Raw genomic sequence first — 26,463 nt, forward strand, 5'->3', positions numbered from 1 at the left:
CGGGTGACGTGAAGTTGCTCGGTAAGTTAACAACAATGTTCGGTAGATCGACCAGCGTGCACGATGGTGCCATGCAGACCGACGAACGAGTACGACGCGCGCGGCCCGACGACGTCCCCGCGATCGTGGAGCTGGTCCACGGACTGGCGGAGTACGAGCGCGCCCCCGACGAGTGCAGGCTCACCGCCGAGCAACTGGAGACCGCCCTGTTCGGCCCGGAGCCGAAGGTGTTCTGCCACGTCGCCGAGCACGAGGGCGTCGTGGCCGGCTGCGCTATCTGGTTCCTCAGCTTCTCCACCTGGCGCGGCGTCCACGGCATCTACCTCGAAGACCTCTTCGTCCGCCCCGAAACCCGCGGCACCGGCCTCGGCAAGGCCCTCCTCACCGCCCTCGCCCAGGAATGCGTCCGCAACGACTACGAACGCCTCGAGTGGTCCGTCCTCAACTGGAACACCCCCGCCATCGACTTCTACAAGTCCCTCGGCGCCCACCCCCAAGAAGAATGGACCACCCACCGCCTCACCGACGACCCCCTCATCCGCCTCGGTTCATAGCTCCGGAAACGCCTGTCGCACCTCCCGGATCACCTCGGCCTGGCGACCGTCCCCGAACGCGCCGAAGGTGAGCACAATCGTGTCGATCGCCGCCCGCAGCGGATCCTGCTCATAGGCGGCGGTCAGCATCGTCGACAGCTTCTCGAGCGGATCGAGATCGTCGTCCCAGCCCCATGGCCTGGCCGCCAGCCCGATGCGGAGTTCACCCGGTGCGAGATCCTCCGCGGGAGCCTGCAACAGGCCCCACAGGTCGGCGCCACGATCCATGCCGTCGAGCGCGGACGCGACCCAGCTGCGCCGGCTCATCCCGGCCTCGACCAGCGCGCGTCGCGCCGACCACCGGGCGACCGCTCGCTGCGTGTCTGGGGAGGCGCTCTCGAGGGCGTCGGCCAGTGGGCGGTCGCGCTGGGCCAGCTCCCGCGCCGTCCACGACACCTCCCGCAGCCGCTCGGTCGGTGCCGCGCCGCCCCAGGCTGCCGCCTCCTCGGCGAGCCGTTGATCTTCGGCCTTTCGCGCCCGCTCGAGCTTCTGTTGCGCGAATTCTGCCGGCGTCGGCTGCTTGCGGGCGAAGTCGTGCCGGTACGCCGCCTGGGCGCTGGTCTGCTTCACGACCCGATCAGGCGCTGGTGGCGCCGGCCAGAACTGCAGCAGGTACCGGTCGACCAGAGGCTCGTCTTCCATCGGCGGTCCTGCTTGGTGGCCGGCGTCCATTCCCCACGCGCTGTAGCGGACGCGGTAGTCCGCGTCGACGAGCTCGAGTGGCCAACGCCCTCCGCCACCCCAGCCGACCAGCGCAACCTCACCGCGCGGCCGGTACGACGCCTCGACGACCTCCTCCGCGTCGTACTCGACCGACGGCATCCGGTCGTGCAGCTCCACTGTGAAACCGACGTCTCCGGTGTGCAGGCCGGTGATCAGGAACAGGTTCCCCGGCACCGCGGCGCCGCACAAACCGTTGCGTTGGCCGGCGAAGCACTCGCGCAGATCGGCGAACTCGTCCGTGCTCTCCACGTAGATCTGCGCGTAGGAGACCCACGCCGGTCCGGTCATCAGAACTTGCTTCACCGAGCGAGCCTCACATCAGGCGGCCGATCCGCTCAAGCCCGACGCGGTGCAACTTCCTGCAGTGTGCCGACCGAGCTCACTGGCGGCGTTGTTTGGATTGGTACATGGCTTGGTCGGCGGTGTGGAGGAGGGTGTCGAGGTCGGGGGTCTCGGGGGTGATGGGGGCGGTGCCGATGCTGGTGGTGACCTGGACGGGGAGGTTGGGGAGGGGTTGGCCGACGGCGGACTCGAGGCGGGTGATCAGGGCGGCCAGGTCGTCGTCGGCGATGTCCTCGGCGAGGATCGCGAACTCGTCGCCGCCGAGGCGGGCGACGGTGTCGCCGTGGCGGACCGCGTTCGCGAGCCGGCCGGCGATCTCCTGGAGGGCGCGGTCGCCGGCCTCGTGACCGTAGCCGTCGTTCACCAGCTTGAAGTGGTTCAGGTCGCAGAACAGCAGGGCGCCGCGCCGGCCGGTGGCCCGGGTGCGTTCGAGGGCGGCGGCGAACCGGTGCTGCAGCAGCCGCCGGTTCGGCAGGCCGGTGAGCGGGTCGTGGGCGGCGTGGTGGCGGAGCTCGCGTTCGGCGTCCTTGCGGGCGGTCACGTCGTCGATCTGGATCAGCAGGATGCGGCCCGGGCCGGCGCCGACGATGGCCGCCGTCCCGCCGAGCCAGATCTCGTTGCCGCTCGGCCGGGAGAAGATCCGCTCGAACCGGTACGAGCCATTGCCGGAGGCAACCTTCTCCAGCTGCTCGCGGGACCGGGACGGGTCCTCGTCGCGGAGGAAGTCGAGCAGCCGGGCGCCGACGAGCTGGTCGGCGCCGTACCCGGTGATCCGGCAGAAGGCGTCGTTCACCCGCAGGATCCGGCCGGCCTCCGGGCCGTCGAAGGCGACCGTGGCCATGCCGTTCCCGGCGCCCTCGAACACCATCCGGAAGGTGGTCTCGCTCGCCTCCAGCCGGGCCTTCTCGGCCAGCAACTGATCCGTCAGCCGGGCCTTGTCGATCGCCAGCCCGGCCTGGGTCGCGAAGATCTCCAGCAGCTCCCGGTGGATCGGCCCGGGCCGCCGCTGGTCCTCCGGCAGGTCCACCGACAGCATCCCGACCAGCTCGCCGTCCGGCGCGTACAGCGGCGCGAACAGCGCGTCCAGCGGGTGCCATGCGGCCGGGTCGTCGGACACCGGTACGTCGGGCACCCAGCCGACCACCTCGCCTTCCGGCAACCGCTCGTGCGGCACGAACCGCAGCCGGCCCCACTCGTCGGCGATCGCGAACTCGGCGTCGAAGATGTCCGCCGAGCTCACCGTCCCGAGCAGCGCCTCCCGGGCCTCCGGCGACCCGGCCACCGCGATCACCTCGAACTTCCCGTCCGGGTGACGCAGGTTCAGCACCGCGATCCCGAACCCGAGCCCGGTGACCACGCCCTCGACGACCGCCTGCAAGGTTTCGCCCAGGCTCCGCCCGGCACCCATCCGGGCGCTCACCTCGTACAGGCGGCGTACGGCCGTCAACCGAACGGTGGGTTCGTCTTGCACGCGTCGAGCTTAGGCCGCTCTCACCGCTCGTGAGCAGTCGTAACCACAGCTGATCCGGTTAAGCGTTTGGTTCAGAACCGGAGTTCGGACAAACCGCGGTAGCTGCGTTCGGCCGACTGCCAGGCGTCGGCCGGCTGGTCGTGCTCGACCAGCCACTGCTCCACCCCGCCGTCGGCGGCGTACGCGAACATCGCGGCGAAGTCGAGCGTGCCCGCGCCGACGTCCTCCCACGACCCGTCCGCGGCCATGTCCTTCACGTGCAGCGCCGGGAACCGGCCGGGGTGCCCGCGGAAGTAGTCGATCGGGTCCTTGCCGCCGTTCACCACCCAGTACAGGTCGAGCTCGAAGCCGAGCAGCTCCGGGTCCACGTCGAGCAGGAGGTCGAACAGCACGGTCCCGTCGACCTCGGCGAAATCATGCCCGTGGTTGTGGAACAGCAGCTTCAACCCGGCGTCACGTGCGGCCTTGCCGGCCTCGGTGAACGCGGCGGCCGCCGTACGGAAGCCCTCCACCGAGTGCTGCTCGGACGGGATCGACGGTACGACGACCCACTGCGCGCCCAGCGTCCGTGCGTCGGCCAGCGCGCCGGCCCAGTCGTCGGCCATCCGGTCGTACTTGACGTGCTCGAGCACGATCCCGAGCCCGGCCTCGTCCGCGAACGAGCGGATCTTGTCGGCCGAGTGCCCGAACCGCCCGCTCACGCCCACGGTCCGGTAGCCGATCTGGGCCAGCCGCTTCAACGTCCCCGGGTAGTCCTCGGCCAGTACGTCCCGCATGGTGTACAGGTGCATCCCGATCCCGCCGGCGGGAATAGTCATACAGACAGCTCCTCGAGTGGTTAGACGACGTGCTCCTGGTACCGCTGCAACGCCAGGTCGAAGACCTCCTGACCCGGCGCGTCCCACAACTGCTGGTTGAAGATCTCGACCTCGATCGGCCCGTCGTACCCGGCCGCGTCACACGCCTCGCGGAGGCGGCGCAGCTCGATCGAGCCGTCGCCCATCATCGCCCGCCCGAGCAACATGTCCGCCGGCAACGGCACGACCCAGTCGCTCACCTGGTAGGACAGGATCCGCTCGCCGGCCCGCTCGATCTGCCGGTACACGTCGGCGTCCCACCAGAGGTGGTAGGCGTCCACGATCACGCCGACCTGCGACGCCGGGAACTGCTCGGCCAGGTCGAGCGCGCCGCCCAGCGACGACACCACGCACCGGTCCGAGCAGAACATCGGGTGCAGCGCCTCGACCGCGAGCTTCACACCACGCTCGGCGGCGTACGGCGCCAGCTCGGCGAGCCCGTCGCGGACCATCGACCGCGCGCCGTCGAGATCCCGGGACCCGGGCGGCAGCCCGCCGCTCACGAGCACCAATACCGACGTACCGATCGTCGCGGCCTCGTCGAGCGCGCGGCGGTTGTCCTCGATCTTCGCCTTCCGCTCGGCGGCATCGGTCGAGGTGAAGAACCCGCTCCGGCACAACGACGACACCTTCAGGCCGGCGTCCGCGACCAGGCGCGCGGCCTGATCGACGCCGTACTCCTGGATCGGCTCACGCCACAGCCCGATCCACGACAGCTCAGCCTTCGCGGTGGCCGCGACCACGTCCTCGAGCGGCCAGTACTTCGTGGTCGCCTGGTTCAGGCTGAACCGGCTCACGCGTCCACCCCACCGACGGCCAGCAACTGGCGGAACCGCGACACCGCGAGCTCCGGATTCGTCAGTACGCCGGCCCGATCGGCGAGCCGGAACGTCTCCGCCAGATGCGGCAGCGACCGCCCGGTCTGCAGGCCACCCACCATCGAGAATCCGGGCTGGTGCCCGTTCAGCCACGCCAGGAAGGCGATCCCGGTCTTGTAGTAGTACGTCGGCGCCGAGAAGATCTGCCGGGACAGCGGCACGGTCGGGGCGAACACGCGGTCGTAGGTCGCCAGGTCACCGTCGTCCAGGGCCTTGAGCGCGGCCGCGGCGGCCGGCGCGATCGCCGCGAAGATCCCCAGCAGTGCGTCGCTGTGGCGGTCGGCGTCGCCCCTGATCAGCGAGGGGTAGTTGAAGTCGTCACCGGTGTAGAGCCGAACGCCCTCAGGCAGCCGGTTGCGCAGGGCAACTTCGCGGGACTCCTCCAGCAGCGAGACCTTGATCCCGTCCACCTTCGCCACGTTGTCGCCGATCAGTTCGACGACCACGTCGGCCGCGGTGTCCAGCGAGTCGCTGCCCCAGTAGCCCTCGAGAGCCGGGTCGAACATCGACCCGAGCCAGTGCAGGATCACCGGTCGCGACGACTGGTTCAGCAGGCGGTCGTACACCTTCCGGTAGTCGTCGGGCGATCCGGCCGCCGCACACAGTGCCCGGCTGGCCATCAGGATCGGCTGCGCGCCGACGTCCTCGGCGACTGCGAGCTGCTCCTCGTAGGCGCCGATCACCGCCTCCAGCGAGTGGTGGCCGGCGGCAAGCTGATCCGTGCCGACGCCGACGGCGATCCGCCCGTCCGGAGCCTCGGCGGCGGACCGCCGGATCAGCTCCTGCGTCGCCGCCCAGTCCAGGCCCATCCCACGCTGCGCGGTGTCCATCGCCTCGGCCACCGACAACCCCAGCGACCACAAGTGCCGCCGGAACTCCAGCGTGTGCTCCCAGTCGACCACGGCCGGCTGCCCCGGCGCGTTGTCACCCAGCGGATCCGCGACGACATGCGCGGCGGCGAACGCGAGCCGCGACCGGGCCGGCGCATAGGTGCCCTGCGCAACTGGTTCGCCGATCAGCCGATAGCCCTTGAGACCCTCGGTGCCGGGCAGGCGAAGCGACAGCGTCACAACTGCGCCTCGATGTCCAGCGGCGGCACCTCGAGCTTGCGCCCCTCCCGCCACGACTGCAGCCCGAGCTCCGCGAGCTGCACGCCCTTCGCACCCTCGACGAAGTCCCAGGTGAACGGCGCGTCATCCACGACGTGCCGCAGGAACATCTCCCACTGCACCTTGAAGCCGTTGTCGAATTCCTCGTTGTCCGGCACCTCGGCCCACTGCTCGCGGAAGTTCTCGGTGGCCGGCAGGTCCGGGTTCCAGACCGGTTTCGGCGTCACCGACCGGTGCTGCGCCCGGCAGCGCCGCAACCCCGCGACAGCGCTGCCCTCGGTGCCGTCCACCTGGAACTCGACCAGCTCGTCGCGGAACACCCGGGTCGCCCACGAGGAGTTCAGCTGCGCGACGATGCCGCCCTCGAGCTCGAAGACGCCGTACGCCGCGTCGTCGGCGGTCGCGGAGTACTCCTTGCCCTGCTCGTCGTACCGGGTCGGGATGTGAGTCGCGCCCTGGCAGTAGACCGACCTGACCGGGCCGAAGATCTGGTCGAGCACGTACCGCCAGTGGCAGAACATGTCGACGACGATCCCGCCGCCCTCCTCGGACTTGTAGTTCCAGGACGGCCGCTGCGCCTCCTGCCAGTCGCCCTCGAACACCCAGTAGCCGAACTCACCACGGACGCTGAGGATCCGGCCGAAGAACCCGCCGTCCACCAGCCGCTTCAGCTTCCGCAGGCCCGGCAGCGACAGCTTGTCCTGGACGACGCCGTTCTTCAGCCCGGAGTCGCGGACCAGCCGGGCCAGGTCGACCGCGGCCTCCAGGCCCTCGGCGATCGGCTTCTCGCAGTAGATCGCCTTGCCGGCCTCGACGGCGGCGCGGACGCCCTTCTCCCGGAGTTGGGTCAGCTGGGAGTCGAAGTAGATCTCGACGTCCGGCTCGGCCAGCGCCTCGGACAGGTCGGTGGTCCAGCGGGACAGCCCGTACTGCTCCGCGATCCGGCGCAGCTTGAGCTCGTTGCGGCCGACCAGGATCGGCTCGGGGATGATCATCGACCCGTCGGCGGCCTGCAGACCACCCTGCTCGCGGATCGCCACGATGGAGCGCTCGAGGTGCTGGCGCAGGCCCATCCGGCCGGTGACACCGTTCATCACGATGCCGATGCGTCGCTCGTTCACAGGCTTACCTCTCACGGATTGATCTCGTAGATGTCGAGGTGACCGCACATGCCGTGCCGGCCGAGCTCGGTGGGGGCGGGAAGTCGGTGGAGTTCGGCGGTCCGCAGGTGCGGCGCGGTGCCGGCCTCGAGCGCGTCGAGCGCGGCGCCGGTCTCGTCGGCCAGGCGGCGGGCGCCCTGCTCCCAGCGCTGTCGCCAGTCCGCGAGTTGCGGCTGGACGATGCGGACCGCGGCCGCGTAGAAGTCGTCGAGCGCCGACGGCCCTTCCGCCTCGTACGACTTCCGCAGTACGGCGAACCCCTGCAGCGCGAGATCGCGACGGGCCATCGCGGACCGGGTGCGCGCCTCGCCCTCACCGGCGATCGCGGTCGCCTTCAGGTAGGTCTCGCGGTCGATCAGCTGCTCGGACGGCATCGTCATGACGGCGTCGCCGGCCTCGGGGAGTCCGGAGTTCGACATCAGCGTGAGGATCTCCAGGCCGCCGCCGTTCACGAGCCGGTGGATCGTGCCGGGGTCGAACCAGACCACGGTGCCGGCGTGCAGCGGCGTCTCGGTGAAGCCCTTGGGGCTCAGCGTCTGGACCGCGCCGGAGCCGGCGATCACGTAGTACCCCTCGGAGCAGGCCAGGTGGACGTGCGGAGTGCCGCCGACCAGTCCGTCCGGGGCCTCGACGTCGTACACCGACAGCCGGGAGATGCCGATCCCGCCGGGGAGTGCCACCGCAGCACCCGGCTCGACCTCGCACATGCTGCCGCCTCCCTCGCCATCTGAGCCTCGGAAAGGGCTTTCCAGGCCTTGTGACCGCAACCTTAGGTGGGCTGTCACGGCGAGTCAACCTGCAACGGAAAGCGATGTCCGACCGCATCCGGTCAACCACGGGGGCAGTTCGACAGGAGGTGTCCGGCGATCGAGCCGGTTTCCCTCCGTGCGCAGGCGGGCGGGCGCCGGTAGTGGACGTATACGTCCTGTTGGTCTGCACCGAGGTGAGCCCCCGGCTCCGTAGCCTGCAGCCAGACTCTTGTGGAGGTGCACAGATGGCGACAGACAGGATCAGCAGGCGGAAGGCGCTCGCGCTCGGCGGAGGCGCGCTGGCCGCCGCCGGGGGACTCGGATCGGTGGCCGCGGCCCGGTCGGCGTCGGCGGCGACCGACTGGTTCCGGCTGCCGGTCGTCACGGCCAACATCGGCCGGACGAACCTCGGCGCCCGTGAGGCGGCGATCCGCGCCGTCCGCAACGGCGATCCGGGCCACCGCCCGGTGGTCGGCTGGCAGGAGATCCGCGAGGGCGAGGGTGACACCGGCGAGCCGGCGATGATCTCGCAGTACTTCGGCCCGCTGTACCGCAACGCGTTCCTGCACGACGAGGGCTCCTTCCGGGTGCCGATCTCGGTTCCGGAGCCGTGGAAGGTGGTCAACTCCAAGGCGACCTTCGTGCACGGCGGCATCTCGAACGTGACGCCGCCGCGGTGGATCAACGAGGTCGCGGTCGAGCACAGCGCGCACCCCGGGCTGAAGTTCGTGCTGATCAACTCGCACTACATCTTCGGCGCGTACAACGGTCCGCAGAAGCCGGACCGGCGCGACGAGTGGGACCTGCACAAGAAGACCCACCGCGAGCGGGCGATGGCCCACCACGACAAGGGCCATCTGGTGATCTGGACGGCGGACACCAACAACCCCGGCTACGAGAACGCCACCGGCCAGGGCTCCGAGCGCAAGGCGTTCCACCACGGCGTCGACCGGGTCAACTGGCTGCCCGGTGACGGGTCCGTCCAGCTCGACCTGGTCACGACCAAGACGATCCCGATGAACGTCGACACCCACGAGGCCCGGATGGCCGTCTTCCGGATCAGGCTGGCCTGACCCGCACGGAGGCGACCGCGTTCGCCCACTCGGCGCGGCGCTCGCTTCGGGTGCCGTCGCCGACGGCCGGTTCGTAGACCCGGGTCGAGCGTCGGCCGGCCCAGCCGGTGGGCTCGCCGAGTGTGGTCCAGGCGAGCTCGGCCGCGCCGAGGGCGGAGATCTCGGCGACGTCGGCCGCTTCGACCGGGCGGCCGAGCAGGTCGGCCTGGGTCTGCATCAACAGGCCGGAGACGGTCGCGCCGCCGTCCGCCCGCAAACGCCCTGGCGAGCCCGGAATCTTGTCGACGATGTCGCAGATCTGGTGCGCGACCGCGTCCACGCAGGCCCGGGCGATGTGCCCGCGCGTGGTCGAGCTGCTCATCCCCGTCAGCGCAGCCCGCGCATCCCGGTCCCAGTGCGGTGCGCCGAGACCCGCGAACGCGGGCACCAGCACCACCCCGCCGGCATCGGGCACGCTCGCGGCCAGTTCCATCAACGCCCCGACGTCCGGGAGCCCGAGTGTCGCGGCCGTCCACGCGAGCGCCGCGCCGGACGAGACGATGTTCCCCTCGAGCGCGTAGAGCGGCTTGTCCGTCAGCCACGCCAGCGTGCACCCGTCGGCCACGAAGGCGTCGACCGGTGTCATCACCGACGACCCCGTGCCGTACGTCGCCTTGACCATCCCCGCCTCGGTACATCCCTGGCCGTACATCGCTGCATGCGAATCAGCCAGTACGGCGACGATCGGCGTCCCGTCCGGCACCCCCGGAACCCCCGCCGTGGTCCCGAATCCGCCATCCGACGCCCGGACCTCGGGCAGCACCGACCGCGGTACGCCGAACGCCTCGAGCAGCGGCGTGGACCAGTCGAGGTCGAGTACGTCGTAGAGCAGCGTGCGGGACGCGTTGCCGGCCTCGGTCAGGTGCTCACGGCAACCAGTCAGCCGGTGAATCAACCATGAGTCGACGGTGCCCACGCGCGCGGCCGCGGCGTGCTCCAGCAGCCAGCGCAGTTTGGGTGCGGAGAACATCGCGTCGACGCGCAACCCGGTGCGGGATCGGACCAGCGCATCGAGCTCGCTGGGCAGGTCCGCGCACCAGGACGACGTCCGCACGTCCTGCCAGCCGATGACCGGGCCGACCGCGTCACCGTCCGGGTTCCATCCGACCACCGACTCGCGTTGGGTCGACAACGCGATCCCGGCGAGTGCGACCGGCTCGGCGGCGGCCAGGCATGACGAGACCGCCTGGAGAACGCTCTGCCAGAGGTCCTCGGCATCCTGCTCGGCCCACCCGGGCCGGGGTGTGGAGAGGCCGACGGGCGCCGATCCGGTCGCGAGCACGGCTCCACCCGCGTCGACCAGGACCGCCTTCGAGTTCGTCGTGCCCTGGTCGATCGCCAGCACGGCTGGGGTCCCCATCCGCGGCCTCCCGGAACCAACAACTTTCAACTGAGCTCTTGACGGGACTCTAGCGCCGTGGCGACACTCATGGCGACAGCTTATGCACTATTGAATATCTATTCATCAGACCGGGAGGTCGCCAACGTGGTGAAGCCGAGCAGACGCCGGGTGATCATCAACACGGACGCCAAGAACGAGGCGGACGACCAGTTCGCGATCGTGCACGGGCTGTTGTCGCCCACGTTCGATCTCCGCGGGCTGATCCCCGCGCATTTCGGCACCCGGCGGTCGGACCGGAGCATGGAGGAGTCGCGCGAGGAGATCGACCTGCTCCTGGACCTGATGGGCCTGACCGGTCAGGTGCCGGTGGCGAACGGCGCACCGACCGGGATCCCGGACGAGCAGACCCCGCTGGACTCGCCCGGGGCGCAGTTGATCGTCGCGGAGTCCAAGCTGGCCTCGAAGGACGATCCGCTGTTCGTCGCCTTCCTCGGTCCGCTGACCGACATGGCCTCGGCGATCCTGCTCGACCCGGAGATCGTGCACCGGGACGTGATCGTGATCTGGATCGGCGGGCGGGGCTACAACGGCTACACGTCGTACCCGGGGATCGAGTTCAACCTGTCCAACGACATCCACGCCGCCAACGTGGTGTTCGGCTCCGGTATCACCGTCTGGCAGGTGCCGAGCGACGTCTACACGAAGGTCTCGGTGAGCTACGCCGAGCTGGACGAGAAGATCGGCGACGCCGGGCCGCTCGGCAAGTACCTGATCGAGCAGTTGCACGAGTGGAACGCCACTCACCACGGCGAGCCGATCGAGTCCCGGTCGCTCGGCGACTCACCCGCGATCGCCCTGATGCTGTTCCCCCGCAGCGGGGACATGCGGGTCCGGCCGGCGCCGCGCTTCGGCGTCGACGGCTGGTACCTGCCCGGAACCGACAACCCGATCAGCGTCTGCGAACACGTCGACGTCCGGTTCCTGCTCGAGGACATGTTCGCGAAGATCCGCCGGTTCGCCCGGCAAAGGAGCACCTCATGACCCCCAACACCTTCACCCGCCGGGGTTTCCTCGGTCTCACCTCCGCGGCCGCGGCCGGCGTCGGCCTGTCCGCCTGCACCGGGGGCGGTACGTCGACCAGCGGGAGCGGCGACGCCACCGGCGCGGCCTCGAACAACCTGCGGCTGTTCACCTACGAGGGTGACGAGACGATCGGGCTGCTCAAGGCGCAGGTCAAGAAGTTCGACGCTCAGGCCGGTACGACGACGACTGTCGAGAGCCTGCCGGGTTCGGGTGCGGCCGTGTACCCGGACAAGCTGCGGACGCAGCTGCTCGGCGGCAAGGGCCCGGATGTCTGGCGGATCTGGGGCGGCCAGATCGGGGCGCCGTTCGCGAAGGCCAAGCAGGCCCTCGACCTTGGCAAGTACTACGACAAGTACGGCTGGAACAGCTCGGTCAACCAGCAGGCGATCGACGGGATGACGTTCGAAGGCTTCAAGGCCGGCCTGCCGTTCACCTCCCTCGGAATCGGTGCCTGGTACAACAAGTCTCTGTTCGCGAAGGCCGGGGTGAGCGCGCCGCCGACGACGTACGCCGAGCTCGAGGCGCTCAACGACAAGCTCGTCGCCGTCGGGGTGACCCCGCTCGCGACCGGCGGCAAGTACGGCTGGCACGTCATGCGGCTGTTCGAGTACTTGCTCGAGCACACCGCCGGCCCGGAGCTGCACGACAAACTGCTGGCCGGCGACGAGAGCTGGGACCGGCCCGAGGTGGTCGAGGCGTTCACGCTGTTCAAGAAGTGGCAGGACAAGAAGTGGCTGCCGCAGGGCGCGCTGGGGCTGGACCCGGCCGACGTCGAGCCGTGGTACGTCCAGGGCGAGGCGGCGTACACGATCGCCGGCACGTGGACCGAATCGAACGCGATCCTCGCGGCGAAGAAGAGTCCGGCAGGGTTCGGCACCTTCGAGCTGCCCACCGACCAGCAGCCGGCCCGGCACTCGGGCTTCGTCGAGGGGTACATGATCAACGCCAAGTCCGGAAACCCGGACAAGGCTGCCGAGCTGCTGGACTTCATGGTCAAGCCGGAGACGCAGAAGGCGCTGCAGATCACCGCCTCGACCGTCGAGGGCGCCGAGCCGGACGCCAAGGCGCTGCCGCTGTCGGCGGAGTGGGCACAGAAGTACGGCGACAACCCGTTCTACACGATCCAGGACCAGGCGTTCCCGAAGAAGGAGGCCGACCAGTACTTCAGCGTGCAGAGCAACCTGCTGCAGGGCAAGACCACCCCGGACGCGGCGGCCAAGACGATGCAGGAGATCGTCTCCGCCTGGGCGAAGGGCTGAGTCGCGACCATGGCGACGGTCGCACTGTCCCGGCGTCAGCGGGCCACGGCTCCCAAGGTCCAGCGCGGCGGCAAGTGGTCGCCGTGGATGTTCGCGCTGCCCGCGGTGGTGGTGTACGTCGGCTTCCTGGTGTACCCGGCGTTGTCGTCCCTGTGGTTCAGCCTGACCGACTGGGACGGCCTGAGCGCGACGTACAACTTCGTCGGGCTGGAGAACTACACCAAGCTGCCGAGTGACCCGGTCGTCGCCACCGCGGTCCGGAACAACGCCATCTGGACCGTCGTCACGATCGCGTTCCCGACCGCGATCGGGCTCGCGCTGGCGATCGCGCTCAACGGCAAGGTGCACGGCAAGCCGGTGCTCCGGTTGATCTTCTACACGCCCGCAGTGCTGCCGCTGGTGTCGATCGCCTCGATCTGGGGCTGGCTCTACAACCCGCAGTACGGCGCGATCAACTCGGTGCTGCGGCTGATCGGGCTGGACGGGCTGGCGCAGCCATGGCTCGGCCAGGACTCGACCGCGTTGTGGGCGGTGATGGTTCCGGCCATCTGGTTGCGGACCGGCTTCCCGATGCTGCTCTACCTGGCCGCGCTGCAGGGCATCCCGAAGGAGCTCTACGAGGCCGCGACCGTCGACGGCGCGACCCGCTGGCAGCAGTTCTGGAACGTGACCATGCCGAGCCTGCGGCCCGCGCACTACATCGTGCTGGCGTTGTCGCTGATCGACTCGTTCAAGGTCTTCGACATGATCTACGCGATGACGTACGGCGGTCCCGGTACGGCGACCCAGGTGATGGGCACGTGGATGTACGCGAACGTCTTCCAGTACTACCAAGCCGGCTACGGCACGGCGATCGCGGTTGTGATCACGCTGGTGGCGATCGCCGTCGGCATCCCGTACGTCCGCTCGCAGACAAGGGAGGCGTCATGACCTCGATCGCGCCCGTGCGGGTCGATGCTCCCGTCGTACCGACCGACACCGTGCCCCAGAGCCGACCACCGAGAGGGCGGAAGGGCGTCGTCATCACGCTGGTGCTGCTCGTGGTGGCGCTGTTCTGGATCTCGCCGCTGGCCCTGCTGGTGGTGACCGCGATCCGGCCGCTGTCGGACTTCGTCGGCAACGGGCCGCTGTCCTGGCCGGACACCTTCACCTGGTCGAACTTCAAGGACGCGTGGGGGATCGGCAACTTCGCCACCACCTACCGCAACAGCGCGCTGCTGGCACTGATGAAGGTGCCGCTCGGTGTGCTCGTGTCGGCGATGCTCGCGTTCGCGCTGGCGAAGCTGCGGATGAAGTTCCGCCGGACGGTGATGTTCTCGGTGTTCCTCGGGCTGACGATCCCGATCTACATCACCATCGTCCCGGTCTTCATCATGATGCGGTCGGCCGGTGCCACCGACAGCCTGCTCGGTCTGCTCGGGCCGTACCTGGCCTTCGGCATCCCGTTCGAGGTGCTGGTGCTGCAGTCGTTCTTCCGGCAGATCCCGGACGAGATCTTCGAGGCGGCCCGGGTCGACGGCGCCGGCGACTGGCGGATCTTCTTCACGATCGTGCTGCCGCTGTCCACGCCGGCCCTGGTGACGGTGGCGATCCTGGACGCGGTGGCGACGTGGAACGAGTTCCTGTTCGCGCTGATCCTGCTGAACTCGGACGCGAACAAGACGATCCCGGTCGGGCTGCTCAACTTCCAGGGGCAGTTCGCCAACAACAACACCGGTCTGGCGGCGGGCATCCTGATCGCCGTCGTACCGATCCTGATCGCGTACATCTTCCTGCAGCGCTGGATCGTCGGCGGGCTCACCGCCGGCTCCCTCAAGGGTTAGGACACCACGATGACTGATCTGCCGGTCTTCGGCGCGGGTATCTGGCACTTCGCGACGTACAAGGACCGCTACGCCACCGATGGGTACGGCGAACCCGTCGGACTGCTCGAACAGCTCGACCGGGCCGGCGCCGTCGGCGACCTGTCCGTCGTCGACCTGAACTGGCCGTTCGCCGGGTACGACGGCACGCTCGACGAGGTGAAGGCCGCGCTCGAGCGGAACGGCCTGAAGGCGATCGCGATCACGCCGGAGATCTACACCCGCGACTTCGTCAAGGGCTCGTTCACCAACCCCGACCCGGGCGTCCGCAAGCAGGCGCTGGAGCTGATGCACAACGCCACCGAGCTGGCCAAGGACCTGGGCTGCTCGTACGTGAAGCTCTGGCCCGGCCAGGACGGCTGGGACTACCCGTTCCAGGTGAACTACCACGACCTGTGGAACCTGGCGCTGGACGGGCTGACCGAGCTGGTCTCGGCGCACCCGGACATCAACTTCGTGATCGAGTACAAGCCGCGCGAGCCCCGGGTCAAGATCGTCTTCCCGAACGTCGCCCGGACCCTGCTCGGGATCGAGAAGATCGGCCTGCCGAACCTCGGCATCCTGCTCGACTTCGGCCACTCGCTGTACGGCCAGGAGACGCCGGCCGACGCGGCCCAGCTGGCGATCGACTACAACCGGCTGTTCGCGATCGACGTGAACGACAACCTGCGCGGCTGGGACGACGACATGGTCGTCGGCTCGGTCCACCTGGTCGAGACGTTCGAGTTCTTCCACACCCTGCGGAGGAACAATTGGGAGGGTGTCTGGCAGCTCGACCAGTTCCCGTTCCGCGAGGACAGTGTCGAGGCCGCCAAGCAGGCGATCCGGTTTCTCAAGGCGGTGCACCACGCGCTCGACGTACTGGACGACGAGGCGCTGGCCGCGGCGCAGGCGTCGCACGACGCGCTGGCCGCGCAGAAGCTGGTCCAGAAGGTGCTGCTGAGTTCGATGGCGGATCTGGCATGACGCTGACGGTCGAACACACCACGATGCCGGTCCTCGGCCGGCTGCCGGTCCACAGCAGCCGCGCCGAGCAGGTCGCGCACATCGCCGAGGCCGCCCGGCAGATCCGGCTGCAGGACCTCAAGCTGGTCCACCACGCCGGCGCCGGCCACATCGGCGGCGACTTCTCCGCGATCGACATCCTGGCCACCCTGTACGGCGCGGTGCTCGACATCGGCCCGGACACGGTGAACGACCCGGAGCGCGACCGGTTCATCCTGAGCAAGGGCCATGTGGCCGGCGCGCTCTACACCACGCTGGCGGCCTTCGGCTTCCTGCCGGTCGAGGAGCTGGCCACGTTCCTCCAACCGGAGTCCGCGCTGAACGGGCACCCGAACCGGAACAAGGTGGCCGGCGTCGAGGCCAACACCGGCCCGCTCGGGCACGGCCTGCCGGTCGCGGTCGGGCACGCCCTGTCGGCCAAGCTCGACGTCTCGTTGCGGCGTACGTACGTCCTGGTCGGGGACGGCGAACTGCAGGAGGGCAGCAACTGGGAGGCGATGATGGCGGCCTCGCAGTACCAGCTGGACCGGCTGACGGTGATCGTCGACCGGAACCGGCTGCAGCAGGGCGCCACCACGAAGGAGACCAACGACCTGGATCCGCTGCCGGACAAGGCGATGGCGTTCGGGTTCGCGGTGGTCGAGGTCAACGGACACGACCACGGCGAGCTGCTCGACGTGCTGTCCGCGGTCCCGTTCCGGCCGGGCAAGCCGACCTTCGTGATCGCGCACACCCACAAGGGCCACCCGATCTCGTTCATGAGCAACAACGTCGCCTGGCACCACCGGGTGCCGGACGCGGCCGAGTTCCAGCAGGCCGTCACCGAGCTGGAGGCTCTGGTTCCCCGCTACACCAAGGAGCAGGCATGACCGTCGCCGACACCGCCTCGATCGCCGACCAGCCGCGGTACGACTGCCGGGACGCGTACGTCGAGACGCTCGCCGAGCTCGCGCACGCGGACCACCGGATCGTCGGGGTGGTGAACGACTCGGTCGGTTCGAGCAAGCTGAACAGCTTCCGGAAGGCGTTCCCGGACCGGCTGATCAACGTCGGCATCGCCGAGCAGGACATGGTCGGAGTCGCGTCCGGCCTGGCCAACGGCGGCCGGATCCCGTTCGTCTCGGCCGCGTCCTGCTTCCTCACCGGCCGCGCGCTCGAGCAGATCAAGGCGGACGTCGCCTACTCGAACACGAACGTGAAGCTGTGCGGGATGAGCCCGGGCGTCGCGTACGGCGAGCTCGGCCCGACGCACCACTCGATCGAGGACATCGCCTGGTTGCGGGCGATCGCGAACCTGACCGTGATCGTGCCCGCCGACCCGGTCGAGACCGCGGCGGCGCTGCGCTGGGCGGCCGCCTCGGACGGGCCGGTCTTCATCCGGGTCAGCCGGATGAGCGTGCCGAAGGTGTACGCCGACGACTACGAGTTCCGGCTGGGCCGGGCGATCACGGTCCGGGCCGGTGACGACGTGACGCTGGTCAGCAACGGGACCGTGCTGTGGCGGGCGCTGGCCGCGGCCGAGCAGCTCGCCACCGAAGGGATCTCGGCCCGGGTGCTGTCGATGCCGACGGTGAAGCCGCTCGACGTCGACGCCGTGGTGGCGGCCGCGCGGGAGACGGCCGGCATCGTCACCGCCGAGGAGGCGGTGACCGGCGGTGGGCTGGGCGGCGCGGTCGCGGAGACCGTCGTCCAGCAACACCCGGCCCGGGTGTCGATCCTCGGCATCCCCGAGTTCGCGCCGACCGGTTCGGCCGGCTACCTGCTGGACCGCTACGGCCTCTCACCCGACGGCATCGCCGACGCGGCCCGGCAGTTGCTCAAGACACGTAACTGACCAGGTCGGCGATCGAGATCATCGCGAGCCCGTGCGTGTCCGCGAACGCCCGCAGTCCGGCCCCGGTCATCAGCGTGCCGTCGTCGTTCATCAGCTCGCCGATCACGCCGACCGGCGGCAGCCCGGCCAGCCGGACCAGCTCGACGGTGGCCTCGGTGTGACCGGGCCGCTGCCGGACGCCGCCCTCGACTGCGCGCAGCGGCAGGATGTGGCCGGGCCGGATCAGGTCCGTGGGCCGGGCCGCCGGGTCGGCCAGCACGCGGACGGTCCGGGCCCGGTCGGCGGCCGAGATGCCAGTGCCGACGCCCGTCCTCGCGTCCACGGAGACGGTGTACGCCGTCCGCAGGCTGTCCTGGTTGTCCGGGACCATCAGCGGAAGCGCGAGCCGGTCGAGGACCTCCGGTGCGGCCGGTGCGCAGACGTAGCCGCTGGTGTACCGGACCAGCAGGGCCATCAGTTCCGGGGTCGCCAGGCTCGCGGCGAAGGTCAGGTCGCCCTCGTTCTCACGGTCCTCGTCGTCGACGACCACGACGGGCCGTCCCCGGGCGATCTCGCCGATCGCGCGCTCGATGGTGTCCAAGCGGGTGGTCGTCGCGGTGCTCACGGTCGCTGTCCTCTCGGCCTGGCGCTCCGGGGCAACGACAAGCTCCGCGGGCACGTCCGGCACGCACGCCGGCAGCGCACCGCGAAGACTGCCACGTGCGTCTTCCCATCCGGACTTTCACCGTCGGTCCCGGAGTTCCACCGGGTCAACCGCTTCTTCCTGCGAAGTCACGGGTCGCGGACTGTCACCGCCGGCTCGGAATTTCACCGACCCCAGAGCACGTGTGATCTTGCTGTACGCGGGTCAGTTTATCCGTCCCAACCCTTCGTGGAGTGTCATGTCCATCTCAGTCTGGCGTGAGCTCGAGCTGACGCTGACCAGGAAGCAGCCGTACGCCGCCGAGATCTGGGCGGACTTCGAGCACGAGGACGGCCCGCGGTTGCGGCGGCCGGCGTTCTGGGACGGCGGCGAAACTTGGCGGGTCCGCTTCGCCGCCCCTGAGGCCGGGCGGTGGCAGTGGACCTGCGGCGACGACGCCGGCGAGTTCGACGTCACCGCGGCCGAGACCGACCACCCGTTCTACGCCCACGGCTTCTGGCGGATGTCGCCCGGCGGCCGCAGCCTCGTGCACGCCGACGGCACACCCGCGATCCTGGCGGCGGACACCGCGTGGGCGCTGCCGTGGCGGGCGACGCCCGAGCAGGTCCGGGAGTACGCCGCCGACCGGCAGGCCAAGGGGTTCAACGCCGTCCTGCTGATGACGGTCCAGCCGGACATGCGTGCGGTCGGGCCGCGCGACCGCACCCAGGACCAGGGCTTCGCGGTGGCCTTCGAGGATCTCCCGGACGGCCACCTGAACCGGCCGAATGTCGACTACTTCCAGTACCTCGACGGCCTGCTCCGGATCCTGGTCGAGCACGGTCTCGTCCCCGTCCTGCAGCCCGTCTTCCACGGCTTCGGTTGGAAGGGCCTCGACGTCGCGGGCCCCGTCGTACCGCCGGCGGAGTACGCGCGCTACTGCCGCTACCTCGTCGCCCGGTACGGCGCACAGCCCGCGATCTACCTGGTCGGCGGGGACGGATCCGGGCGCGAACCGCAGATCGCGGCCGGTGGGGCGGAGGTGCAGGCGTCGGACTGCTACGGCCAGCCCACCGGCATCCACTACCGGCCGCACATCCGCGCCGACGCTCACCAGGACGCGGACTGGCTGGACTTCCAGTGGTGCCAGACCGGCCACACCGGTGAGCACGTGCCCGATCGGGTCGCCGACATGTGGCGGAACCTCCCGGTCAGAGCGGTCGCGAACGGCGAGCCGACGTACGAGCACACCGGCCGGACCGGCGTAGCGGCCGGGTGGTGGCAGGGGCACGAGGCGTGGAGCAACCTGTGCGCGGGCGGGACGATGGGCGTTGTCTACGGCGCCGGCAGCCTGTGGCAGTGGAAGCTGCACCCCGACGAGCCCGGGGCACTCGGACTACTTCGCCGCGCCCGGCGCGGGCTGGCGGGAGGCGGCCGGCTTCGAAGGATCGGCGTACGTCGGGCTGGTCACGAAGATCCTGAACGGTCTGCCGACGACCGACATGGTGCCGGACTGGACCCGGGTGATCTCCGGACGGGCGCTCAGCGTGCCCGGGCAACTGCTGATCGTTTACCGCGAGTACGGCGGCACGGTGAGGGTGTTCGACGACGACGTACCCCTGCCGTACCGGATCGTGGACCCCCGCGACGGCTCCGTGGTCGCGACCGGCCAACGCGACTCGCCCCGGGATCCACTGCCCGATCCTGGCGGTGCACCTCGCGTGTACATCTGCCTGGCTGACCTATAGTCGTCGTCTGTCAGGAGGTCTGGAGTGAACAACCGCGCGGTGCGTCAGCCGGGGCTGGACGAGTTGCGGCTGCTCGCGAAGGTGGCCCGGATGTACCACGAGAAGGGCATCCGGCAACCGAAGATCGCGGCCGAGCTCAACCTCTCCCAGGCGCGGGTGTCGCGGATGCTCAAGCAGGCCGTCGACGTCGGCATCGTGCACACCGTGGTGACCATGCCGAGCGGCGTGCACAGCGACCTCGAGGACGAGTTGCAAGGCCGGTACGGACTGCGGGACGCGGTGGTCGTCGACACCCTCGGCGTGGACGACGACGTGCTGCCGGCGCTCGGGTCGGGCGCGGCGGCGTACATCGACATGACGCTCACCGGCGGGCATGTGATCGGGATCTCGTCCTGGAGCGAGACGCTGATCAGCGCGGTCGACCGGATGCCGCGCAAGAGCGTGCCGGTGGTCGACAAGGTGGTCCAGATCGTCGGCGGGCTGGGCGACGCGGCGGTGCAGATGCAGGCGACCCGGCTGACCGCGCGGTTCGCCGAGCTGACCGGCGGGATGCCGGTCTACCTGCCGGCGCCGGGCCTGGTCGGCACGTCCGCGGTCCGGCGGGCGATGATGAACGACGTGTCCGTCCGCGACGTCCTGGGCACCTGGGGACAGCTCACCGACGCCCTCGTCGGGATCGGCAGCCTCGAACCGTCGCCGCTGCTGCAGCGCAGCGGGAATGCGGTCGCCCAGGCGGACCAGGACGAGCTGCGCCGGCTCGGCGCGGTGGGCGACGTCTGTTTCCGGTTCTTCGACGAAGAGGGAAGGCACGTGCGCTCGACGTTCGACCAGCGAGTCATCGGGGTGACCGCCAAGGAACTGCTGGCGGTGCCGCGCCGGATCGGGGTCGCCGGCGGTGACCGGAAGTTCTCCGCGATCCGGGCCGCGCTGCTCGGTGGCTGGGTGAACATCCTGATCACCGACCTGGCGATGGCCGACCGCCTGCTCGACGCCTGATGGCGGCGTGATGGACGCGCGCCCGAAAGACCGCGACGAGCAGCGCGAGGTCTACCGGACGCTCGACCTGGCCCTGCGGATCGGCGAGGTCCTGCTGTCCAGCGGCGCCGGTACGGCGGACGCCACCGCGACCATCCTCGGGGTGACCGCGGCCGGCGGCCTGCGCGGCTGCGAGGTCGACATCACCTTCACCTCGATGGCGATCTCGTACCAGGCGGCGCCGGACGCCGCGCCGGAGACCCACCTCCGCCTGGTCCGCTACCGGTCCCAGGACTTCTCCCGGCTGACCGAGGTCGACCGGCTGGTACGGCGGCTCGCGCGCGGTGACGTGACCCGCGAGGAGGCGAGCCGCGAGCTGGCCCGGCTGACATCGGCCGGCCCGCCGTACCCGCGCTGGAGTGCCGTCCTGGCCTGGGGCGTGATGGCCGGTGGCGCGACCCTGCTGCTCGGCGGCGGCTGGCTGATCACGCTGGTCGCGGTCGTCACCGCGATGGTGATCGACCTGAGCAACCGGTGGTTCAGCCGGCAGCGCCTGCCCGCGTTCTACCAGCAGGTGGCCGGCGCGTTCGTGGCGACCGCGGTCGCGCTGATCCTGTACGCCGTGGACGCGCCGGTGAAACCGTCCCTGGTCGTTGCCGCGGGCATCATCATGTTGCTGGCCGGGATCGCGCTCACCGGTGCCGTCCAGGACGCGATCACCGGGTACTACGTGACCGCCGCGGCCCGCAGTCTGGAGGCGATGCTGCTCACCGGCGGGATCATCGCCGGGGTCAGCCTCGGGCTCACGCTGGGGATCAAGCTCGGCCTGAACGTCGGCATCGAGGCGCAGACGATCCAGTTGGCCAACCTGCCGATCATGGTCGGCGCCGGGGCGCTGATGGCGCTGGCGTTCGCGTACGCGTCGTACGCCCCGCTGCGGGCGCTGCTGCCGATCGCGGTGATCGGTGCGGCCGGGTCGCTGGTGTTCACGTTGATGACGCGGGCGTCGTTCGGGCCGGCCTGGTCGACAGCGGCCGCGGCCTTCGCGGTCGGTCTCGGCGGCTACTCGCTCGGCCGTCGTACCGGCGTACCGCCGCTGGTGGTGGTCGTCTCCGGCACCATCCCGCTGCTGCCGGGGCTGACCATCTACAAGGGCCTCTACGAGTTGATGGGCCTCGGCAACCTGATCGGCATCGTCAGCCTGGCGACCGCGGTGGCCATCGGGGTCGCGCTCGCGTCCGGGGTGATCCTCGGCGAGTACGTCGCTCAGCCGATCCGGCGCGAGGCCCGGCGACTCGAGGATCGCCTCGCCGGGCCCCGCCTGGTCGGCCCACGCCGGCCGGTCCGGCGGCGTACCGGCTCCCGCCGCAGTCGCCGCCGGACCGCCTTGCCCTAGTGCGCTCGGCTGGTCGCGTAGTACGTCTTGCAGATGCCGTTGTGGTAGTCGGACGCCAGCTCCAGCACGCGTTTGCTGTCCGGGGAGACGAGCAGCGGCGAGCTGTAGTTGGGGCAGTAGTTGTTGTAGGGGGCGGTCACGGCGACCGGAGCCGGGATCGTCCGCCAGTGGCCGTTGCCACGCTTCACGAACAGCGTCCGCCCGTTGCCGGCAGCAACTGATCCGTCGGCGTTCTGCAGGATCTGGCCGACCGCCAGCAGGTTGCCGTTCGGCGCGACCGCGATCGTCGGCGCGTGCGTGAAGTACTTGCCGTCCGCCGTCCGCGTGATCGTGCCCGGTGAGGTCCAGTTCCAGCCGTCGGGCGACTGCCGGGTGTAGGCGGCGCAGTCGTACTGACCACCTTGGCCGCAGATCTCGTACGACATCAGGTAGGTGCCGTTCGGCAGTCGGCGTACGACGGGCATGCCCGGGCGATGTGCGACCGTCGGGCTGGCGACCGTGGGCGTGGGGTCGGTCCAGGTGACCCCGTCCGAGCTGCGGACCTGCATCAGCTTCTGGCTGTGCGCCGGGTCGGTCTCGTCCGCGTAGTGACAGACGAGCCGGCCGTCCTTGGCGATCGAGAACTCCGGCTCCCACAGGCCGCGGTCGTTCGCCGCGGTCGCGCAGCTGGACAGGTACGACCAGGTGCGGCCGACGTCGTTGCTCTTCCAGATCCGCAGCGACATCGGCCGGTCGTCGGCGCCGACGGAGGCCGCCCAGAGGAGCGTGCCGGCCGGCAACGCTCCGACCGGCTGGGACAGCTCGTACAGCGTTGCGCAGCACAGGCCCTGGCCGTCGGCCGCCTCCGGATCCTCGACGGTGCCGACCTGGGTGAAGCTCTTCCCGGCGTCGGTGCTCTCGTAGATCGCGCCGATGCCGTCCGCGTTGCCGACGAAGGTGACCACGCTCGCCAGCACACGCCCGTTCGCCGGGCCGCTGTGCTCGAGCCGGATCACCCGCGGATACAGGCCGGTGTCGTCCCGGAGCAGTTGACCGGTCGCCGCGCTCGCGGTCGCCGGGGCGACCAGGAAGCCGGCGATCAGCGTGAGGACAACGATGAGCCGTCTCACTTGACCTCCTCCAGCACGACGTCGTCCAGTTGGAGCCAGACATCCTGGCCGTGGCCGAAGAAGCCGGCGTACAGCTGGATCAGCGACTCACGACCGGAGTTGAACTCGACGCTGACCTTCTCGTAGTCCTTGTGTGCGCCGCCGGTCTTCTGCGCGATCTCCTTCCCGCGCAGCGTGCGGACGCCGATCATCGTCTCGCGGTTGTTCTCCGCCGTCCGCATCCACGCGGACAGGCGGTACCGGTGATGCGGGCGGACGGCGACGCTCTGCTGCACCTGGTGCGTGCCGATCGAGTCGCGGACGAAGGCGTTCCTGGCGCCGCTGTGACCGAGGTTCGCCGCGTCGATGCCACCGCGACCGTTGAGTTGCCAGGGCGGAGCCGGCGTACTGCCCGTCTGCTCCTCGAAGCCGGGATCGGTGACCAGGTTGGTGACCTGACCGTCGTCGGTGAGCTTCGTGTGCATCAGGTACACGTTGTACGGGTCCCACTGCGACATGGTGAAGTAGAGGTCCTCACCGCTGGACCACGGGTGCATGTACGTGCCGTACAACCCGGGGAAGTCCTTGCCCTTGACGACGACCTGCTCACCGCTCCACGGCCCGGTCAACGACTCCGACGACCGCAGTACGACGGACGCGCGGGACTCGTCCAGGTACATCATCAGCCACTTGCCGACGTGCTCGTTCCACTGCACCGACACCTCGCTGACCGGGCCGATCGCGATCGGGACCGCGGCGCTCTCCCGCGGCGACCAGGTGCGGCCGTCCCAGTAGCGCCAGGCGCTCTTCGACAGCACCAGCTTCTCCGGGACCCGGGCGAGGTGCGCGTTACCGAACCGGCCGTTCGGCGTACCGATCATGTAGACGTAACCCTTGTCGCGGACCAGGGCCACCATCTGGAAGTTGTTGTCCCACTGCTTGGTGTTCTGCCAGCGGGCCTTCGGGTCCTTGGTCCAGGTCTCGCCGTTGTCGTCGGAGTACGCGAAACCCGAGTAGTTCGTGAACCAGCTGCCGGCCGGACCCCAGTAGTTGACCGACATGTACTGCACGTACTGCCGGTTGCCGACCGCGATGCCGCCGGTCGGGATCACGGTGTGCTCGACCCGGTCGACCTTCTGGCAGTCGAGGAACTGCTTGGCGTGGCCGGGACGGTCCTCGGCTGCCGAGTCCAGCGCCATGCCGTCGGCCAGGTTGCGGTCCTTGCTGCGGAACAGCAGGTTGCAGCGCCAGTCGATCGTGGCCGGGTCGCCGACCCCACCGCCCGGACCGGTCCAGCCGCTGCCGTAGCTGTCGCCGAACGCGGTCAGGATCTCGCCGGCGCCGTTGTCCCAGAGAATGCCGAGGTCGGTCGCCTTGAGTGCGAACCGGGCCTCGGTGTCGTTGATCGACCCCGGCCCGGTCAGCTTCGCGACCTGGGTGGCCGGTGACGGTACGGCGGCCGCCTGGGCCGCGGGTGGTTGGTCGGCGGGCACCAACGCGGCGCCGAGCAGGACCGGCAGGACGAGCAGCAATCGTTTCCGCATCTCGGTCTCCTAGGGCGGGGCAGAGCTCGTGAGAAATCGATTTCCGCCGACCGTAGTCCGTCGTTGTCACCGGGTCAACAGCTCGCCCCGCCCCGACCTTGTGCTCCGCCTGAGCATTCGTCCACCGTCGAAACGCTCACCCGGAGCCCAAGGTCGCCGGGGACGGGCGGCCCGCGGTCGAGGCGGTGACGGGCGGCTCGCGTCGAGGGGACGGGGGCTCGCGTGGACGCGGGGACGGGCGGCTCGCGGCGGGGTGGGGGCGGGCGTCCGTTAGAGTTACCGACTGGAAACATCGGCGATCGCCGGGGTGGCCCGGCGGGCTCGGAGGATCGACGTGGCTTTGGGTAGGACATCCCCGCGCGACCTGCCGCTGTTCGCGGATCTGTCCGGACGCGACATCAGGGACATCTTCCGGGCCGGCGAGGAGGTCTCCGTGCCGGCCGGGTGGTCGCTGATCCTGGAGCAGACCCCGCCGGACGCGGCGTACCTCATCCTCAGCGGTACGGCGGCCGTCCGGGTCAAGGGCGAGGAGATCGCCGAGCTCGGCCCGGGGGACATCGCCGGCGAGGTCGGGGTCCGGAAGAACACGTTGCGCACGGCAACGGTGACGGCGAAGTCGCGGCTGCAGCTGCTGCACTTCACCCGGGAGAAGTTCGACGACCTGACCAGCCGGCTGCCCGCCTTCCGGGACGCCATCGACGCTACCATCGCCGAGCGCCGCGGTGGATCCTGAGCCCACGCCGGCGGTCGACCTGGCCGGACGGCAGCGGGACTTCGAGCAGGCACTGCTCGGCGGCGAACGGAAGTTCACCCGGATCCAGGTGTCGGAGCGGGCCGGGATCTCGATCGCCCGGGCCGAGCGGATGTGGCACGCGCTCGGGTTCGCGACCGTGCCGGACGACGAGGTGGCCTTCACCGACGGCGACGTCGAGGCACTGCGGCTGGTGGCCGCGCTCGAGGACGATGGCTTCATCGACCCCGAGCTCGAGTCGTCACTGGCGCGCAAGCTCGGCCAGACCCAGTCCCGGCTGGCGTCCTGGCAGTCCGCGATGTTCCTGGAGTTCCTGGCCGGCTCGAAGCTGTCCGCGGACGAGGCGATCGAGGTTGCCGACATGCTGCTCCCGGCGATGGAGCGGCTGCAGACGTACGTCTGGCGCCGGCACCTGGCCGCGGCCGGCGGTCGCGCGGTGGCCGGTTCCGACGAGGTGGCCCGTGGCATCCGCGCCGTCGGGTTCGCCGACATCGTCAGCTTCACCCGGCTGGCCCGGCGGCTGACCGAGGCCGAGCTCGGCCAGCTGATCGAGCGGTTCGAGGGCCTGACCGCGGACGTGGTCGCGCTGAACGGCGGCCGGGTGATCAAGTCGATCGGCGACGAGGTCCTGTTCGTCACCGACACGGCGGCCGAGGGTGCGGCGGTCGCCCTCGCCCTGCAGGACGCGGTGGCCGCGGTCGACGACCTGCCCGACCTGCGCATCGGCCTCGCCTACGGCACGATCCTGATCCGGCTCGGAGACGTGTACGGCGAGGTCGTGAACCTCGCGTCCCGGCTGACGTCGGAGTGCAAACCCGGCCGCGTCCTGGTCGACCGCGAGCTCGCGGCCGCGCTCGACGGCCACGGTGACTACCGGCTGCGACGGCTCCGCCGGATGTCGGTCCGCGGGTACCACCACCTGGTCCCGTACGCGTTGCAGCGTGCGGAGTGATGGACACT

25 protein-coding genes and 1 riboswitch are annotated in these 26,463 nt (G+C 70.0%); of the genes, 14 read left to right on the forward strand and 11 right to left on the reverse strand.

Going from position 1 to position 26,463, the window contains the following annotated elements; all coding sequences use genetic code 11:
* Positions 1-71: 71 nt before the first annotated feature.
* Entirely contained in the window at positions 72-554 is a 483-nt protein-coding gene (locus ACQPYZ_RS01680; RefSeq protein ID WP_433164511.1) for an N-acetyltransferase family protein, read from the forward strand.
* On the opposite strand, the gene ACQPYZ_RS01685 is transcribed toward ACQPYZ_RS01680, so the two are convergent.
* The 7 genes from ACQPYZ_RS01685 to ACQPYZ_RS01715 form a co-directional block, all read right to left on the reverse strand.
* Positions 549-1,619 (reverse strand): hypothetical protein, encoded by a 1,071-nt coding sequence (locus ACQPYZ_RS01685; RefSeq protein WP_433164513.1) that lies wholly within the window; start codon positions 1,617-1,619, stop codon positions 549-551. The genes ACQPYZ_RS01680 and ACQPYZ_RS01685 overlap by 6 nt on opposite strands.
* Positions 1,620-1,695: 76 nt before the next feature.
* A complete protein-coding gene (locus tag ACQPYZ_RS01690) occupies positions 1,696-3,129 on the reverse strand; it encodes a diguanylate cyclase domain-containing protein (RefSeq protein WP_433164515.1) in 1,434 nt (477 codons plus the stop codon).
* A 71-nt stretch (positions 3,130-3,200) separates the two neighbouring features.
* Positions 3,201-3,947 carry a sugar phosphate isomerase/epimerase family protein gene (locus tag ACQPYZ_RS01695; RefSeq protein WP_433164517.1) on the reverse strand — a complete coding sequence of 249 codons (747 nt, stop codon included), beginning with the start codon at positions 3,945-3,947 and terminating at the stop codon, positions 3,201-3,203.
* Between the two features lie 20 nt (positions 3,948-3,967).
* Complete coding sequence (locus tag ACQPYZ_RS01700) at positions 3,968-4,783, reverse strand: sugar phosphate isomerase/epimerase family protein (RefSeq protein WP_433164519.1); 816 nt, start codon at positions 4,781-4,783, stop codon at positions 3,968-3,970.
* A complete protein-coding gene (locus tag ACQPYZ_RS01705) occupies positions 4,780-5,934 on the reverse strand; it encodes a dihydrodipicolinate synthase family protein (protein ID WP_433164521.1) in 1,155 nt (384 codons plus the stop codon). Before ACQPYZ_RS01705 ends, ACQPYZ_RS01700 begins: the two co-directional genes overlap by 4 nt.
* Positions 5,931-7,094 (reverse strand): Gfo/Idh/MocA family protein, encoded by a 1,164-nt coding sequence (locus tag ACQPYZ_RS01710; protein ID WP_433164523.1) that lies wholly within the window; start codon positions 7,092-7,094, stop codon positions 5,931-5,933. Before ACQPYZ_RS01710 ends, ACQPYZ_RS01705 begins: the two co-directional genes overlap by 4 nt.
* A gap of 11 nt (positions 7,095-7,105) precedes the next feature.
* Positions 7,106-7,840, reverse strand: a complete 735-nt coding sequence (locus ACQPYZ_RS01715) for a cupin domain-containing protein (RefSeq protein WP_433164524.1) — start codon at positions 7,838-7,840, stop codon at positions 7,106-7,108.
* 287 nt (positions 7,841-8,127) lie between these two features.
* Here ACQPYZ_RS01715 and ACQPYZ_RS01720 point away from each other — a divergent pair, with 287 nt between their 5' ends.
* Positions 8,128-8,955 carry a hypothetical protein gene (locus ACQPYZ_RS01720; protein WP_433164526.1) on the forward strand — a complete coding sequence of 276 codons (828 nt, stop codon included), beginning with the start codon at positions 8,128-8,130 and terminating at the stop codon, positions 8,953-8,955.
* On the opposite strand, the gene ACQPYZ_RS01725 is transcribed toward ACQPYZ_RS01720, so the two are convergent.
* Positions 8,942-10,354 carry an FGGY family carbohydrate kinase gene (locus ACQPYZ_RS01725; protein WP_433164528.1) on the reverse strand — a complete coding sequence of 471 codons (1,413 nt, stop codon included), beginning with the start codon at positions 10,352-10,354 and terminating at the stop codon, positions 8,942-8,944. The genes ACQPYZ_RS01720 and ACQPYZ_RS01725 overlap by 14 nt on opposite strands.
* A 150-nt stretch (positions 10,355-10,504) precedes the next feature.
* Between ACQPYZ_RS01725 and ACQPYZ_RS01730 the strand changes: the two genes are divergently transcribed.
* The 7 genes from ACQPYZ_RS01730 to ACQPYZ_RS01760 are packed head-to-tail and all read left to right on the forward strand — an operon-like array spanning position 10,505 to position 17,379.
* Positions 10,505-11,377, forward strand: a complete 873-nt coding sequence (locus tag ACQPYZ_RS01730) for a nucleoside hydrolase (RefSeq protein WP_433164530.1) — start codon at positions 10,505-10,507, stop codon at positions 11,375-11,377.
* Positions 11,374-12,678, forward strand: coding sequence for an ABC transporter substrate-binding protein (locus ACQPYZ_RS01735; RefSeq protein ID WP_433164532.1), 1,305 nt, complete (start codon positions 11,374-11,376; stop codon positions 12,676-12,678). Before ACQPYZ_RS01730 ends, ACQPYZ_RS01735 begins: the two co-directional genes overlap by 4 nt.
* 9 nt (positions 12,679-12,687) lie before the next feature.
* Positions 12,688-13,608, forward strand: a complete 921-nt coding sequence (locus tag ACQPYZ_RS01740; protein ID WP_433164534.1) for a carbohydrate ABC transporter permease — start codon at positions 12,688-12,690, stop codon at positions 13,606-13,608.
* Entirely contained in the window at positions 13,605-14,501 is an 897-nt protein-coding gene (locus ACQPYZ_RS01745; protein ID WP_433164536.1) for a carbohydrate ABC transporter permease, read from the forward strand. Before ACQPYZ_RS01740 ends, ACQPYZ_RS01745 begins: the two co-directional genes overlap by 4 nt.
* Positions 14,502-14,510: 9 nt before the next feature.
* Positions 14,511-15,506, forward strand: coding sequence for a sugar phosphate isomerase/epimerase family protein (locus ACQPYZ_RS01750; RefSeq protein ID WP_433164537.1), 996 nt, complete (start codon positions 14,511-14,513; stop codon positions 15,504-15,506).
* Positions 15,503-16,414: a transketolase gene (locus ACQPYZ_RS01755; protein WP_433164538.1), complete on the forward strand. Its 912-nt coding sequence runs from the start codon at positions 15,503-15,505 to the stop codon at positions 16,412-16,414. Before ACQPYZ_RS01750 ends, ACQPYZ_RS01755 begins: the two co-directional genes overlap by 4 nt.
* Positions 16,411-17,379 carry a transketolase family protein gene (locus ACQPYZ_RS01760; RefSeq protein ID WP_433164540.1) on the forward strand — a complete coding sequence of 323 codons (969 nt, stop codon included), beginning with the start codon at positions 16,411-16,413 and terminating at the stop codon, positions 17,377-17,379. Before ACQPYZ_RS01755 ends, ACQPYZ_RS01760 begins: the two co-directional genes overlap by 4 nt.
* Here the strand turns inward: ACQPYZ_RS01760 and ribB are convergent.
* A complete protein-coding gene (ribB, locus tag ACQPYZ_RS01765; RefSeq protein ID WP_433164541.1) occupies positions 17,363-17,983 on the reverse strand; it encodes a 3,4-dihydroxy-2-butanone-4-phosphate synthase in 621 nt (206 codons plus the stop codon). The genes ACQPYZ_RS01760 and ribB overlap by 17 nt on opposite strands.
* 91 nt (positions 17,984-18,074) lie before the next feature.
* A riboswitch (FMN riboswitch) is annotated at positions 18,075-18,208 on the reverse strand.
* A gap of 52 nt (positions 18,209-18,260) precedes the next feature.
* Between ribB and ACQPYZ_RS01770 the strand changes: the two genes are divergently transcribed.
* The 3 genes from ACQPYZ_RS01770 to ACQPYZ_RS01780 are packed head-to-tail and all read left to right on the forward strand — an operon-like array spanning position 18,261 to position 22,120.
* Positions 18,261-19,742, forward strand: a complete 1,482-nt coding sequence (locus ACQPYZ_RS01770) for a DUF4038 domain-containing protein (RefSeq protein ID WP_433164542.1) — start codon at positions 18,261-18,263, stop codon at positions 19,740-19,742.
* Positions 19,743-19,773: 31 nt separating this feature from the next.
* Positions 19,774-20,745, forward strand: a complete 972-nt coding sequence (locus ACQPYZ_RS01775) for a sugar-binding transcriptional regulator (protein ID WP_433164544.1) — start codon at positions 19,774-19,776, stop codon at positions 20,743-20,745.
* Positions 20,746-20,755: 10 nt separating this feature from the next.
* The gene (locus ACQPYZ_RS01780; protein ID WP_433164546.1) at positions 20,756-22,120 is read left to right on the forward strand and encodes a threonine/serine ThrE exporter family protein; all 1,365 of its coding nucleotides are present in this window, start codon (positions 20,756-20,758) and stop codon (positions 22,118-22,120) included.
* Here ACQPYZ_RS01780 and ACQPYZ_RS01785 read toward each other — a convergent pair.
* Positions 22,117-23,229, reverse strand: a complete 1,113-nt coding sequence (locus ACQPYZ_RS01785; RefSeq protein WP_433164548.1) for a sialidase family protein — start codon at positions 23,227-23,229, stop codon at positions 22,117-22,119. The two genes, ACQPYZ_RS01780 and ACQPYZ_RS01785, sit on opposite strands and share 4 nt — an antisense overlap.
* A complete protein-coding gene (locus ACQPYZ_RS01790) occupies positions 23,226-24,752 on the reverse strand; it encodes a DUF4185 domain-containing protein (RefSeq protein WP_433164550.1) in 1,527 nt (508 codons plus the stop codon). The genes ACQPYZ_RS01785 and ACQPYZ_RS01790 overlap by 4 nt, the downstream gene beginning before the upstream one ends.
* Positions 24,753-25,086: 334 nt before the next feature.
* On the opposite strand from ACQPYZ_RS01790, the gene ACQPYZ_RS01795 reads away from it, so the two are divergent.
* Positions 25,087-25,485, forward strand: a complete 399-nt coding sequence (locus tag ACQPYZ_RS01795) for a cyclic nucleotide-binding domain-containing protein (RefSeq protein ID WP_433164552.1) — start codon at positions 25,087-25,089, stop codon at positions 25,483-25,485.
* Complete coding sequence (locus ACQPYZ_RS01800) at positions 25,475-26,455, forward strand: adenylate/guanylate cyclase domain-containing protein (RefSeq protein ID WP_433164553.1); 981 nt, start codon at positions 25,475-25,477, stop codon at positions 26,453-26,455. The genes ACQPYZ_RS01795 and ACQPYZ_RS01800 overlap by 11 nt, the downstream gene beginning before the upstream one ends.
* The last annotated feature ends 8 nt before the right edge of the window (positions 26,456-26,463 follow it).

The sequence above is a fragment of the Kribbella sp. CA-247076 genome (assembly GCF_050942445.1).
Taxonomy (GTDB): Bacteria; Actinomycetota; Actinomycetes; order Propionibacteriales; family Kribbellaceae; genus Kribbella.